The sequence below is a fragment of the Tepidiforma bonchosmolovskayae genome, from assembly GCF_008838325.1.
GTDB classification, from domain to species: Bacteria; Chloroflexota; Dehalococcoidia; order Tepidiformales; family Tepidiformaceae; genus Tepidiforma; species Tepidiforma bonchosmolovskayae.
Map to the genome: position 1 here is coordinate 2038636 of NZ_CP042829.1, position 13757 is coordinate 2052392.

The window sequence follows — 13757 nt, forward strand, 5'->3', positions numbered from 1 at the left end:
CCCTATACCCTCCGCAGCTCCCGGCTCCCCAAGGCCAGCGCCAGCGTCAGCCCCGCCGCAGCCAGCATCCACGCCAGCACCGTATGCGGCGCACCCCACCGGTCAATCATTGCCCCCATCAGCAGTCCTGCGAACGGCGTGAGCCCCCACGTCACCGTCTGCAGCGCCACCACACGAGACCGGAATTCCGGTGCCGCCTTCATTTGCATCAGCGACGCGTTGAACGCCGCATAGATGCTGTGGAACACCCCCGCCACCACCAGCGCCCCCACCGCGAACCACAGCTCCCGCATGAACGTGAAGCCAGCCACCGACAGGCAGTAGAACAGGCATGCCCACGTCATCGCAGGCCCCAGCCGCTGGCGGTTCGATGTCGCCGCCACAATCGCACCCCCCGCCAGCGAGCCCAGCCCCACCGCCCCCGCGAGGAAGCCGTACGCCTCCGCACCCTCGTGCAGCACATCCTTCGCGAAGACCGGCAGAAAGCTGACGTACGGGTAGACCAGCACACTCGGCAACACCGCCATGCCCACGATCAGCGCCATCGGCCGGTCACGCACCACGTACGCCAGCCCCCGTCCAACGCTCACGAATGCGTTTTCGTTCCCCTCCCTGAGCTCCGGCTCGAACCGCCGCAGCCGCGCCGTCAGCACCAGCGAGACCACCAAGCAGCCCGCCTGCACCTCGAACGTCCCCTCCGTGCCGATCAGTCCGATGAGCGCACCCCCGATCGCCGGCCCGATGACGCGCATCGCATTCCCGCCCAGCGCATTCAGCGCCACCGCGTTGGTCATCTCCTCCGGTCCCACGGTGTCGAACACCAGCAGGCTCCGGATCGGGCCGGCCAGCGCCTCCACGATGCCCGCGAGCGCCGCCAGCACGTACACCATCCACAGCTCGATGCTCCCCGTCGAAACCAGCACCGCCAGCAGCACCGCAATCGCCGCGCTCACCGCCGTGTACACCATCAGCAGCCCCCGCCGCTCATACCGCCCCGCGATCACGCCTCCGAACGGCGACACCAGCACGAGAAACGCTCCCCGCAGCAGCGCCACCACCGCAAGGTTCGTCGCCGAACCCCCGAGGTCGTTCACCACCAGCCACCCCTGCCCGATGGTCTGCACCCACGACCCCACCTGCAGCGCCATCGTCGAAAACAGTAGAACCCGGAAATCCCGATGCCGAAGCGAGGCCAGCGGCCGGCCGGGCGCCGTCAGGCCCCCCGCACGGGGGCTCCGTTCGGTTCCGGCTACAGCCTGGGAAGACAAGCGCGAGCTCCGGGCGCAGGAGCGCCCTCCCCCACAATCCTGCACAATCACCGCCCAACGCTCCACCGGGCCCTTCCCCGATCTCCCCCCGCCGCCCTGCTACGATCGAACCAACGAATCAGGAGTCCCCACATGCCAGACCCGGCTGCTGCAGCCCTCCAGTTCTTCCGCGACCGCTTCGCGATCGACCCCGCCGTCACCTCCACCCTCCTCTCCGTCGCCCTCTCCCGCGGCGGCGACTTCGCCGAACTCTACTTCGAACACCGCACCAACAGCGCCATCACCTGGGAAGACCAGCACGTCAGATCCGCCACCCGCACCGTCTCCCAGGGGCTCGGGGTCCGCGTCGTCCGCGGCGAAGCCATCGGCTACGCCTGCACCGAATCTTTCGACATGGAAGCGATGCGCCGCGCCGCCGAAACCGCCGCCCGCATCTCCGCCGGCGAACGCACCCCGCCCCCCATCGACGCTACCCCCTTCCTGGTCGGCACCAGCCACTACGACTTCGACCACCCGCTCGTCGCCGAACCTGCCGCCGCCAAGGTCGCGCTCCTCGAACGCGCCGACCGCGCAGCACGCAGCTACGACCCCAGCATCGCCCGCCTCGACGCCTCCATCGGCGATGAGCTCAAATACATCCTCATCGCCCGCAGCGACGGCAAACTCATCGGCGATGTCCAGCCCCTCATCCGCTTCAACGTCTCCGCCCTCTCCCAGCGCGGCGAAAGCCGCCAGGTCGCCCGCCAGGGCGGCGGCGGCCGCATGGGCATCGAATACTTCGAACAGGTCACCACGCCCGAACAGCTCGCCCGCGAAGCCGCCCGCCAGGCCGTCCTCCAGCAGGACGCCGCCGAAGCTCCCGCAGGCACCCTCCCCGTCGTCCTCGCCGCCGGCGACAGCGGCGTCCTCCTCCACGAAGCAGTCGGACACGGCCTCGAAGCCGACTTCAACCGCAAAGGCACCAGCAACTACACCGGCCGCATCGGCCAGCCCGTCGCCAGCCCCCTCGTTACCGTCGTCGATGACGGCACCATCGCCGCATCCCGCGGCTCCATCAACGTCGACGACGAAGGCAACCCCACCACCCGCAACGTCCTCATCGAGAACGGCATCCTCCGCGGCTACCTCCACGATGAAATCTCCGCACGCCACTTCGGCGTCGCGCCCTCCGGCTCCGGGCGCCGGCAGACCTTCAAGGACTACATCATGCCCCGCATGACCAACACCTTCATGCTCCCCGGCGACGACACCCCGGAGGACATCATCCGCAGCGTCGACCGCGGCATCTACGCCGTCTCCTACTCCGGCGGACAGGTCAATATCTCCAACGGCGACTTCGTCTTCTCTGTCACCGAGGCCTACCTCATCGAGAACGGCCGCATCACCACTCCGCTCAAGAACGTCATGCTGATCGGCAACGGCCCCGACGTCCTCTCGAAAGTCACCCGCGTCGCCAATGACTACCGTCTCTCCGACGGCCGCTGGACCTGCGGCAAGGATGGCCAGTCCGTCCCCGTCGGCGTCGGCATGCCGACGGTCCTCGTCTCCGGCATCACCGTTGGGGGCACGAAGCTGTGACCGCCCGCGCTGCCGAAGGCATCTCCGCCCTCGACCTTGCCCGCCGCGCCGTCCAGCTCGCCCGCCGGGCCGGCGCAGAGCAGTGCGACGCCATCGTCGTGACCGGCAGCGAAAGCACCGTCGCGGTCCGCCTCGGCGAGGTCGAGAAGCTCATCGAGGCCGGCTCCCTCGGGCTCGGCCTCCGCGTCATCATCGGCGGCCGCACCGCCGTGTGCTCCACGTCCGACCTCACCCCGGCGGCCCTCGAACAGTTCGCCGCCGAGACCGTCGAACTCGCCGCCATCAGCGCCCCCGACGAGTTCGCCGGCCTCCCCGACCCCTCCCTCTTCGGCCGCCCGGCCGATGCCGCCGCCCTCGGCCTCTACGACGAGCGCATCGAAGCGCTCTCCACCGACGAGAAAATCCGTCTCGCCCTCGCCGCCGAAGCCGCCGCCTTCGCAGCCGACCCCCGTATCACCAACACCGACGGCGCCTCGCTCTCCACCCACGTCGGCGAGGTCGCCCTCGTCAACTCGCTCGGCTTCGAAGGGAGCTACCCGGCCACCTCCATTTCCCTCGCGGTCGAAGCCATCGCCGACGATGCCGAGGGGAAGAAGCGCAACGGCTACTGGTTCTCGGCCGAGCGCTCGCTCTCCCGCCTCGGCGACCCTGAAGAGGTCGGCCGGACCGCCGCCCGCCGCGCCGTCGACCAGCTCGGAGCGCGCAAGCCGGCAACCACCCGCGTGCCCGTCGTCTTCGAACCGATGATGGCCATCTCCCTCCTCCGCCACCTCGCCGGGTGCGCCACCGGCGACGCCCTCTACCGCGGCGCCACCTTCCTCGCCGGCCGCGAAGGCCAGCCGCTCGCCTCCCCGCTCGTCACCATCGTTGATGACCCGCGTCTCCCCGGCCGGTTCGGCACCCGGCCCTTCGATGGCGAAGGCGTCGCAACCCGCCGCAACGTCCTCGTCGAAACCGGGACCTTCCGCGGCTTCCTCTTCGACTGCTACACCGCCCGACGCCTCGGGCGGACCACCACCGGCAGCGCCTCCCGCAGCCTCGAATCCGCGCCGTCGCCCTCGTCCTCGAACCTCGTCCTCGAACCGGGAAGCCTCGCCCCGGGAGAGATCCTCGCCGGCATCCCGGAGGGGCTCTATGTCACCGCACTGATGGGTGCCGGGTTCAACCCCGCCACGGGCGACTACTCCCGCGGGGCTGCCGGCTTCTGGATCGAAAACGGCCAGCTCAGCTACCCCGTCACCGAAGTCAATGTCTCCGGCAACCTGGCCGCCATGCTGGCCGATATCGACGGGGTCGGGAGCGACCTTACCTGGTTCGGCTCGGCCGCCGCGCCCACCGTCCGTATCCGCGAGATGACCGTCTCCGGCCGCTGAGGCGCCCTACCGCACGGCCACCTGCGCCTGCCCCCTGGCGATGACCCAGTACGCAACGCCCGGCCGGAGCTGCCCCAGCGTGTTCAGGTAGCCCGGCATGCCCGGCAGGTACCGTTTCCAGGTCCCGGTGGCCGGGTCCCACTCGTAGACCACCGCCACCTGGCTGCCCGGCCCGAACACCTCGGCCGGTGAAACCGGGCTCCCCGGCCACGCCACCAGGTTCGCCCCCGGCGAGAGCGGCAGCGACGGGGCGCCGCCGTTCCCCTGGCGCGGCGTCGGCGTGGCCGTCGGCGAGGGGGTTGCCGTTGGTGTCGGGCTCGCCGTCGGCGGCAGCGGTGGCTGCGTCGGCGTCGCGGTCGGCTGCCCCTGCCCGCCGTTCCCGCCCGCCGGCGTCGGCGTGGCGGTGGGCGGCAGCGGCGGCTGCGTCGGCGTCGCCGAAGGAGAAGGCGACGGCGACGGAGAAGGCGAGGGCGATGGTGTCACCGGCGTGTTCGTCGGCGTCGGGGTGTTCGTGCTCGTGGGCGTCGCAGTCGGCGTGTTCGTCGGCGTTGCTGTCGCCTGGCTTGCGCCGCCGCCGCCGGTGCCGTCGTTCGTCGCCCCGAAGTTCGTCGCCCAGTACCACCCGTACGGCGAACCCGCCTGGTAGTACCGCGCAATGCCGATCTGCTGGTAGTACCCGGTCAGCATGTTCTGGTTGTGCCCCGGCGAGTTCCGCCACGCGTCGAATGCGGCCTGCGCCGTCGACCAGCCCGAACCCGCCGCAAGGTTCTCCCCCGCCCCGGACGGGTACCCGCAGTCAATCGCCCGCTGGTACGGCGACCGCCCGAGGCTGTCCGTGTGCGAGAAGTACCCCTTCGTCGCCATATCCTCGACCATCCACGCTGCGGCCCGGTTCAGGTTCGTCGAAATCGTCAGCGGCCCCAGCCCGTTCTGCGCCCGGTACTGGTTGATGAGCGTGAGGAACGCCTGCTCCTCGCTGTCCAGCGCATCATGCGTCACCGAGCAGTTGGTCAGGGCGTCCGCGCGCTGCCCGGCCCCCATCGTGAGCGAAAGCCCGGCCAGCAGCGCGCCCAGCAACGTCGCCGCCAGCGGAAGTGTCGAACGTCGAACCCCAGCAGCCATGTCATCCCCCCGGCCCGCACCTGCGAGACGGGCCCACTGGGGAATTCGGCGGTCAAAGGGGGCCAGCCGGTGAACGCCGCGTGGAACCGCCGGGAACGATGGGGGCGCCGCCCCGCCTCTACCTGCCGATCAGCCGCCCGCCGCCTGCCGCCGCTCGAAGTCCGCGATTGCTGCCTTCAGGGCATCCGCCGCCAGCACGCTGCAGTGCACCTTGTCGCGCGGGAGCCCGCCCATCGCCTCCGCGATCGCCTCCCGCGTCAGCTCCCGCACCTGACCGAGAGTCCACCCCCGCACCAGCTCGCTGGCGAACGAACTCGTCGCAATCGCCGCCGGGCAGCCGCGCGTCTGCCAGCGCACCTCCGCCACCCGCCCGTCGGCCACCCGGATCATCACGGTCATCCGGTCGCCGCACACCGGGTTCGCCCGCTCGCCGATTCCATCCGGGTCCTCGAGGACCCCGGCGTTGCGCGGGTGCTCGAAATGGTCCCGCACCAGCTCGGAATAGCCTGGCATCCCTGCCCCTCCGGCCTCGATCCTACCGGTGCGCCACCAGCACCGCGAATGCGGCCGCCGTGAAACCTGCCACCGCCAGCAAAAGCTGCGGGTCCGTGAACAGCACCCGGTCCGGGGCATCCGCCTGCCGCGGCCCGCTCATCAGCAACAGAAACCGGAACAGGCCGAACGCCACGAACGGGATGGTCAGCGCCATCGACCCGTCGTCCGGCACCCGCGCCGATTCAATCGTGTACAGCGAATAGCTGAGCAGCGCCCCGGCAGCGCTCACCCCCAGCATCAGCTCCAGCACCTCCGCGTTGTAGGCGGCCAGCGATGGCCGGTGGCGCGCGGCCTCGGCCCCCAGCTGCCGAAACTCCGCCCACCGCTTTGTTGTCGCGAAGAAGAACGCCGCGAAGCTCGAACACACGTACAGCCACGGGCTGATGTCGACCTCGATCGCCGCCGCGCCGCTCACCGCCCGCCCCACGACCCCCGCGCTGAGCAGCAGGATGTCGAGGATCGCCACCCGCTTCAGCCCCAGCGAGTAGAGCGTCATCGCTCCGAGGTACCCGGCCAGCACCAGCCCCGCGGCGGCGTCGAGCGCGGCAGCACCGGCGACCCCTGCCGCGCCCAGCACCACGGCCGCGGCCACCGCCGTCCGCGGTGAGACGGCCCCGCGGGCAATCGGCCGGAACCGCTTCCGCGGGTGGAGCCGGTCGGCCTCCCGGTCGCGCACGTCGTTCACCAGGTAGGTCGCCGATGCCGCCAGGCACCACAGCCCGAACACCACCAGCGAGCGCCACAGTAGCGGCCACCACGTTCCCGGGTCGCCCGGTGTCCACGCCTCCCCCGCGCTGAACACGAACGCCGCAAACACCACCGCATTCTTCGGCCACTGGTACGGCCGCATCGCCGCGACCAGCGCAGGCAGCCCCTCGCCCTGCCGCCGGGGCTCCGCGCTCACGCCCGCTCCTTCGCGATGGCCGCCCACTGCCCGCCGATCGCCGCAGCCAGCGCCTCGACGCCTGCCGCGAACACCGCGTTCGGCGCTCCCGCTGCCGCCCATGCAGTCGCAAACCGCCGCAGCGAATCGTCGATGACCACGTCCGGCTTCGTCGGCCACCCGACCGGGGCCACACCGCCCACCTCGTAGCCGGTGTGCTGCCGCACCTCCTCCGGCGTGCCCATCTTCAGCCGCTTCCGGCTCACCCCGAGGATCTCTGCCAGCGCGGCCGTATCGACCTGCCGGTCTCCGGCCATGAGCACCATCGTCGGCCGCCCATCGGCAAGGAAGAACAGCGTCTTGATGATCTGCCCCGGGGCGCAGCCCACCGCCGCGGCAGCCTCCTCGGCAGTCGCCGTGCTCTGCGGAAAGGTCCGCACCTCCGCCGGGAGGCCCAGCGCCGCGAGCGCCGCCGCCACCCGCTCCGGCGGCGTCATCCCCGGCCCTCCAGCGCTCGCCGCGCCGCCTTCACCGTATTCACCAGCAGCATCGCCACGGTCATCGGCCCCACACCGCCGGTGTAGGGCGTCACCCACGACGCCACCTCCCGCACGTCGAGCGTCGCATCGCCGACCAGCCGGTAGCCGCTCGGGCGGTCCGGTGCGTCCACCCGGTTCACCCCCACGTCGATCACCACAGCGCCGGGCTTCACCATCTCCTTCGTCAGCGTGCCGGCCCGCCCCGCCGCCACCACCACGATGTCGGCCCGGCGCGTGTGCTCGGCGAGGTCCGGCGTCGCCGTGTGGCAGATCGTGACCGTCGCGTTGCCGCCCCGCGCCTTGTTCGATAGCAGCACCGCCAGCGGCCGCCCCACCAGCGTGCTCCGCCCGACCACCACCACGTGCTTCCCCGCCGGGTCGTTCCCGGTCCGGAGCAAGAGCTCCACCACGCCGTGCGGCGTGCACGGGATCGCCCCGTCGAGCTCCCCCCGGAGCAGCTTGCCGAGGTTCACCGGGTGAAGCCCGTCGGCGTCCTTCGCCGGGTCGAGCGCGTCGATCACCGCCAGCTCGTTCACCTGCGGCGGCAGCGGGAGCTGCGGCAGGATCGCGTGAAATCGCGGGTCGGCGTTCAGCTGCCGGACCAGCGCAATCACCTCGTCCTGCGTCGCTGTCGCCGGCAGCCGGAAGGTCTCCGAGAAGATGCCCGCCTCGGCGCACGCCTTCGTCTTCATGGAGACATAACTAATCGAGGCGGCGTTGTCTCCCACGATGATCGCGGCGAGCCCCGGCGTCACCCCCGCCTCCCGCAGCGCCGCAGCCTCCCGAGCGACCTCCGCCCGGATCTCGGCCGCAATTGCAGCCCCGTCAATCAGCTTCGCTGGCATGCGCGTAGCGTATCGGGGAACCCCGCTCCGGGCCAAAATCCCGGGCCTGCATCCGATGCCCGGCGCGCAATCGGCCGCGCTCGCGTACGATCCGCTCCAGCCTTGCAGCCAGCATCATCCTGCTCCCGGGGTCGCCCATGCCCGACGACACGCCCGCGCAGCGCCCGCGCAAGTTCGCCCACGGCATCGACGTCATCGAAACCCACCGCATCGCCGACGTCATCGCCCGCCATGGCGACCGCTTCCTCAACCGCGTCTACACGCCCGATGAGCTCGCCCACTGCCGCGGCCGCATCCCCGAACTCGCCGTCCGCTTCGCCGCCAAGGAGGCCGTCATGAAGGCGCTCGGCACCGGCATCCGCGGTGTCGGCTGGAAGGACATCGAAATCCTTCCCAACCGCCGCGGCAAGCCCCTCGTCTTCCTCTACGGCCGCGGGGCCAGGCGCGCCGAGGAGATCGAACTCCGCGGCCTCGAAGTCTCCATGACTCACCTCGCCGACCTCGCCATCGCCTCCGTCGTCGGCGAACGCGCCCTCACCGAGGCCGAAGACACCCCCCGGCGCGGCGACAGCGCCCTCCGCCTCATCCGCGAGAAAGGCCTCCGATGAAACTCGTCACCGCCGCCGAAATGCGCCAGCTCGAATCCGCCGCCATCGCTGCCGGCTCCTCCGAGGCCCAGCTTATGGAGGAAGCCGGCCTCGCCGTCGCCCAGGAATCCTGGATGCTCCTCGGCACCCTCGAGGGCCGCCGCATCCTCGTCCTCGCCGGCCCCGGCAACAATGGCGGCGACGGCCTCGTCGCTGCCCGCCACCTCTACGACTGGGGCGCCGAGGTCGCCGTCTACTTCCCGAAAGGCCACCGCGACGCATCCCGCCTCGAGGAGCTTCGCGCTCGCGAGATCCCCCTCCTCATGGGCGACGACGACCCCGAGGGCCGGCAGCTCGCCGCCCAGCTCGCCGCCGCCGACCTCGTCATCGACGCCCTGCTCGGCATCGGCCAGCGCCTCCCCCTCGACCCCGCCGACCCCATCGCCCGGGCCCTCGCCGCCCTCGCCTCCACCCGCTCCTCCTACCAGCCGCCGAAAATCGTCGCCGTCGATGTCCCCACCGGCCTCGATTGCGATACCGGCGCCGTCGACCCGCTGCTCGTCCGCCCTGACATCACCGTCACCTTCGGCCTGCCGAAGGTCGGCATGTACCAGCTCCCCGGGAGCGATGCCGTCGGCCGCGTCCAGGTCATCGATATCGGCATCCCGAAAGACGCCGTCGACGCCGTACCGCTCGAACTCATCACCTCCCGCTGGGTTCGCCAGCACCTGCCGGCCCGGCCTGCCGACGCCAACAAGGGCACGTTCGGCCGCGTCCTCGTGGTGGGAGGCTGCAACCGTTACCGGGGCGCCGTGGCCCTCGCTGCGGCCGGCGCCTACCGCGCCGGCGCGGGCCTCGTGACCATCGCCACGCTCGAAGACCTCGCCCGCGACCTCGCGGCAGCGATCCCCGAGGCCACCTGGCTCCCCCAGCCGGCCGGCCCCGACGGTTCCCTCTCCGGCGAGGCCGCGATCGCCCTCCGGGCGGAGTGGGCCGCCGCCCGCGCCGCCGTCATCGGCCCTGGCCTCTCGCTCACCGACGATACCCGCGCCTTCACCTGGGCCGCACTCCCCGACACCGCCGACTGCGCCGGCGGTGTTGTCGTCGATGCCGACGCGCTCAACGCCCTCGCCGCCATGGACGACGCACCCGCCCGCCTCCACCCCCGCGCCATCCTGACCCCGCATCCGGGCGAAATGGCCCGCCTCCTCCGCACGACCGTTCCCGAGGTTCAGCGCGACCGCCTCGGCGCAGCCCGCGCCGCCGCCGACCGCTTCGGCTGCACCGTGGTCCTCAAGGGCGCCCATACCGTGGTCGCCGCACCGGGCGGCCGCGCCGCTCTCTGCCCGTTCGCCAACCCCCTGCTCGCGACCGCCGGCAGCGGCGACGTCCTCGCCGGCATCATCGCCGGCTACCTCGCCCAGGGCGCCGACCCCTTTACGGCCGCCCGCCTCGGCGTCTACCTTCACGCCGCCGTCGCCGAAGCCCTCGAGGCCGAATACGGCCGCGCCGGCCTCCTCGCCGGCGAAATCGCCGCACGCCTCCCCCGCATCGTCCGGGACCTAACCCAATCCTGATGTACACTCAGGGCAACACGTGACGAACCACGCATCGAACCCCGCCCGTCGCGTCGTCGTTACCGGCCTCGGCATCGTCAGTCCGCTTGGACAGAACGCATGCGACACCTGGAACGCCCTCGTCGAGGCCCGCTCCGGCACCCGCCGCATCACCCTCTTCGACCCTGCCGGCTTCGACTCGCAGGTCGCTGGCGAAGTCCCTGATTTCGACCCCGCTGCCTACATGGACCGCAAGGTCGCCCGCCGGGCCGACCGCGCCACCCAGTTCGCCTTCGTCGCCGCCGATGAGGCGCTCGCCCAGTCCGGCTTCCGCCCGGCCCCCGACGACGGCTCCGAAGTTGCCGTCATCGTCGGCACTGCCATCGGCGGCATCACCACCCTCTCCGCCGAGTTCGAAACGCTCTACACCAAAGGGCCGGGCCGCGTCTCCCCCTTCCTCATGCCGATGATGCTCGCCGATATGACCAGCGGCCAGCTCAGCATCCGCATCGGGGCCCGTGGCGTGAACTACTGCCTCGTCAGCGCCTGCGCCAGCGGCGCCGACAGCATCGGCGAGGCCGCCAACATCATTCGTCGCGGCGACGCCGAGGTCGCCCTCGCCGGCGGCACCGAAGCCCCCATCACCCCCATCGTCGTCGCCGGCTTCGCCTCATCGAAAGCGCTCACGACCGCCAACGACGACCCGGCCCGCGCCTCCCGCCCCTTCGACGCCCGCCGCGACGGCTTCGTCCTCGCCGAAGGCGCCGCCGTCCTCGTCCTCGAAAGCGAGGAGCACGCCCGCGCCCGCGGCGCGACTATCCTCGCCGAACTCGCCGGCTACGGTGCGACCTCTGATGCCTACCACATCACCCAGCCCGACGAGCGCGGCGAAGGCGCAGCCCGCGCAATGCAGATGGCGCTCCGGCAGGCCGGCCTCCAGCCCGACGAAATCGATTACCTCAACGCCCACGGCACCTCGACGCCGATGAACGACCGCCTCGAAACCCTCGCCATTAAGCGCGTCTTCGGCGAGTACGCCTACGACCTCCCAATCAGCTCGTCGAAGTCCATGACCGGCCACCTCCTCGGCGCTGCCGGCGCCGTCGAGGCGGCCATCTGCGTCCTCGCCCTCCAGAAGCAGATCATCCCGCCGACCGCCAACTACGAGGTCCCCGACCCCGACTGCGACCTCGACTATGTCCCGAACGTCGCCCGCCCGGCCCGCCTCGAGGCCGTCATGACGAACTCCCTCGGCTTCGGCGGCCACAACTCCAGCCTCATCTTCCGCACCTATCGGGCCGCGCCATGACCCAGCTCGTCGGCGCCCAGCCCCCCCGCTGGCGGCTCCGCGACCCCTACGCCCACCAGAACGGCATCCCCCGGTACCCGCCCGTCCTCGCCACCGTGCTCGCCGCCCGCGGCATCACCACTCGCCAGCAGGCCGAGGCCTTCTACCGGCCCCATCTCCTCCCTGACCACGACCCGCTCCTCCTGCCCGGCATGGCCGACGCCATCCTCCGGGTCGACCGCGCCATCCGCGAGGGCGAACTCATCGCCCTCTACGGCGACTTCGACGTCGACGGGGTCACCTCCATCGCCATCCTCCACGAGGGCCTCGCCCCGCTCGGCGCCCGCACCCTGCCCTACATCCCCGACCGGTTCACCGAAGGCTACGGCCTCAACTTCGGCGCCATCCGCTCCCTCGCCGCAGCCGGCGCCACCCTCCTCGTCACCGCTGACTGCGGCATCTCCTCGGTCGCCGAAGTCGCCTACGCCAACGAACTCGGCCTCGACGTCGTTATCCTCGACCACCACACCGTCCCGGACGTCCTCCCTGACGCCCTCGCCGCCGTCAACCCGAAGCGCATCGATTCGCCCTACCCCTTCGATGAACTCGCCGCCTGCGGCGTCGCCTACCGCTTCCTCGAAGTCCTCTACGACCACCTCGGCGTCGCCTTCAACGACGCCGACTTCATCGACCTCGCCGCCCTCGGCACCGTCGTCGATGTCGCCCCGCTCATCGACGAAAACCGCCGCATCGTCGCCCGGGGACTGGAGGTCATGCGGACCGGCGGCCTCCGGCCCGGCCTCGCTGCCCTCGCCCGCGTCAGCGGCGTGGCCCCCGAACGCTTCACCTCCGAAACGCTCGGCTTCGCCCTCGGCCCCCGCATGAACGCCGCCGGCCGCCTCGCCCACGCGAACATCGCCCTCCGCCTCCTCCTCGAACGCGACTACCGCCGCGCCTTCGACCTCGCCAGTGAGCTGAACGCCCTCAATCGCGAGCGCCAGCGCCAGACCGAAGAGGCCACGCAGCTCGCCGAAGAGCTGCTCGGTCCCGCTGATGCCCCCTTGCTCTTCGTCGTCACCGACCAGATCGCCCCCGGCATCGTCGGGCTCGTCGCCTCCCGCCTCGCCGAGCGCCGCAACCGCCCTGCAGTCGTCCTCTCGCGCGGCCCCGAAGAGTCCCGCGCCAGCGCGCGCAGCATCCCCGGCTTCGATATCGTTGCCGCCATCCGAAAAGAAAAAGAGCTGCTCGTCCGCCACGGCGGCCACCGCTCCGCTGCCGGCTTCACCGTCCGCAACGAACACCTCGACGAACTCCGCGAACGCCTCACTGCCACTGCCGCGGCCCAGCTCGGTCGCGAGCCCGCCCGCCGGGTCATCGACATCGATGCTGAAGCGCCCCTCGCGGCCCTCGACGGACTGGAGGTCAAGGGCCTCATGAAGTTCGAACCAACCGGTCACGGCAACCGGAAGCCGGTCCTCCTCAGCCGCGGCGTCCGCCTCCTCGATGCCAAACCTGTCGGGCAGTCGGGTGACCACCTCCGGCTCGCCGTCCGCGACGGCCAGGTGACCTGGCGCGGTATCGCCTTCCGCCAGGCCGGCGCCGAACTCGACGACGAAGTCGATATCGTCTACTCACTCCAGCACGACCTCTCCGGGACCGGCGTCGAACTTGAGGTGCTCGACCTCGCGCCCACGGCCGCCGCCCGGCCCCTCGAACGCGGCCGATGACCTCCGAAGAGCTCACTCTCGCCCCCGATGCCGCCCAGGCGCTCCGCGAGTCCCAGGCCCTCTGCTACCGGTTGAACTGCGCGATTGTCGCACCCGAACACCTGCTCGCCGCCTGCCTCCTCCGCCTCCGCGCTGCCGGCGCCGCAGGTCTCCCGTCGCCTGAGGCCATTCAGCAGGCCCTCGTGGCCACCCAGGGAATCGGCGAAGACCCGCTCGACCGCGACGTCATCTTCGGCTCCGCCGCGCGCGATGCCATCTCCGCCGCCGCGGCCGCTGCCCGCGCCGCCGGAGAACGGACCATCACGGCCCGCGGCCTCGCCATCGCCCTCGCCGAGTCCGGCGAATGCAGCCCGATGTTCTTCGCCTCGCTCGGCATCAGCCGCCGCGAGCTCGCCGACCTGCTCCGGGCTGCCTGAGCCGGCCCCCGGCTCCGCCG

General features: G+C 71.3%; 13 protein-coding genes. 7 read left to right on the forward strand and 6 right to left on the reverse strand.

From position 1 onward, the window contains the following. Positions 1-2: 2 nt before the first annotated feature. Entirely contained in the window at positions 3-1334 is a 1332-nt protein-coding gene (locus Tbon_RS10275) for an MFS transporter (protein ID WP_158067617.1), read from the reverse strand. Between the two features lie 66 nt (positions 1335-1400). Between Tbon_RS10275 and Tbon_RS10280 the strand changes: the two genes are divergently transcribed. Next, positions 1401-2846, forward strand: coding sequence for a TldD/PmbA family protein (locus tag Tbon_RS10280; RefSeq protein ID WP_158067618.1), 1446 nt, complete (start codon positions 1401-1403; stop codon positions 2844-2846). Beyond that, a complete protein-coding gene (locus Tbon_RS10285; protein WP_192497910.1) occupies positions 2843-4219 on the forward strand; it encodes a TldD/PmbA family protein in 1377 nt (458 codons plus the stop codon). Before Tbon_RS10280 ends, Tbon_RS10285 begins: the two co-directional genes overlap by 4 nt. A 6-nt stretch (positions 4220-4225) precedes the next feature. Here Tbon_RS10285 and Tbon_RS10290 read toward each other — a convergent pair whose 3' ends face one another. The 5 genes from Tbon_RS10290 to Tbon_RS10310 all read right to left on the reverse strand — a co-directional run bounded on the left by Tbon_RS10290 (position 4226) and on the right by Tbon_RS10310 (position 8163). Continuing rightward, a complete protein-coding gene (locus Tbon_RS10290) occupies positions 4226-5341 on the reverse strand; it encodes a CAP domain-containing protein (protein WP_158067620.1) in 1116 nt (371 codons plus the stop codon). Between the two features lie 129 nt (positions 5342-5470). Further along, positions 5471-5854, reverse strand: coding sequence for an iron-sulfur cluster assembly scaffold protein (locus Tbon_RS10295; RefSeq protein WP_158067621.1), 384 nt, complete (start codon positions 5852-5854; stop codon positions 5471-5473). A 22-nt stretch (positions 5855-5876) separates the two neighbouring features. Continuing rightward, on the reverse strand, positions 5877-6800 hold the full coding sequence (locus tag Tbon_RS10300; protein ID WP_192497911.1) for a UbiA prenyltransferase family protein: 924 nt from the start codon (positions 6798-6800) through the stop codon (positions 5877-5879). Beyond that, the gene (locus Tbon_RS10305; RefSeq protein ID WP_158067623.1) at positions 6797-7276 is read right to left on the reverse strand and encodes an aminoacyl-tRNA deacylase; all 480 of its coding nucleotides are present in this window, start codon (positions 7274-7276) and stop codon (positions 6797-6799) included. The genes Tbon_RS10300 and Tbon_RS10305 overlap by 4 nt, the downstream gene beginning before the upstream one ends. Then, complete coding sequence (locus Tbon_RS10310) at positions 7273-8163, reverse strand: bifunctional 5,10-methylenetetrahydrofolate dehydrogenase/5,10-methenyltetrahydrofolate cyclohydrolase (protein WP_098504505.1); 891 nt, start codon at positions 8161-8163, stop codon at positions 7273-7275. The genes Tbon_RS10305 and Tbon_RS10310 overlap by 4 nt, the downstream gene beginning before the upstream one ends. A gap of 137 nt (positions 8164-8300) precedes the next feature. Here Tbon_RS10310 and acpS point away from each other — a divergent pair, with 137 nt between their 5' ends. From acpS to Tbon_RS10335, 5 genes are read left to right on the forward strand one after another with little or no spacing between them, the layout of a single operon-like run. After that, positions 8301-8771, forward strand: coding sequence for a holo-ACP synthase (gene acpS / locus Tbon_RS10315; protein WP_158067624.1), 471 nt, complete (start codon positions 8301-8303; stop codon positions 8769-8771). Beyond that, positions 8768-10327: an NAD(P)H-hydrate dehydratase gene (locus tag Tbon_RS10320; protein ID WP_158067625.1), complete on the forward strand. Its 1560-nt coding sequence runs from the start codon at positions 8768-8770 to the stop codon at positions 10325-10327. Before acpS ends, Tbon_RS10320 begins: the two co-directional genes overlap by 4 nt. Positions 10328-10346: 19 nt before the next feature. Beyond that, on the forward strand, positions 10347-11615 hold the full coding sequence (gene fabF, locus Tbon_RS10325; RefSeq protein WP_158067626.1) for a beta-ketoacyl-ACP synthase II: 1269 nt from the start codon (positions 10347-10349) through the stop codon (positions 11613-11615). Continuing rightward, positions 11612-13321 (forward strand): single-stranded-DNA-specific exonuclease RecJ, encoded by a 1710-nt coding sequence (recJ, locus tag Tbon_RS10330; protein WP_158067627.1) that lies wholly within the window; start codon positions 11612-11614, stop codon positions 13319-13321. Before fabF ends, recJ begins: the two co-directional genes overlap by 4 nt. Next, positions 13318-13737, forward strand: coding sequence for a hypothetical protein (locus Tbon_RS10335; protein ID WP_158067628.1), 420 nt, complete (start codon positions 13318-13320; stop codon positions 13735-13737). The genes recJ and Tbon_RS10335 overlap by 4 nt, the downstream gene beginning before the upstream one ends. Positions 13738-13757 lie beyond the last annotated feature (20 nt).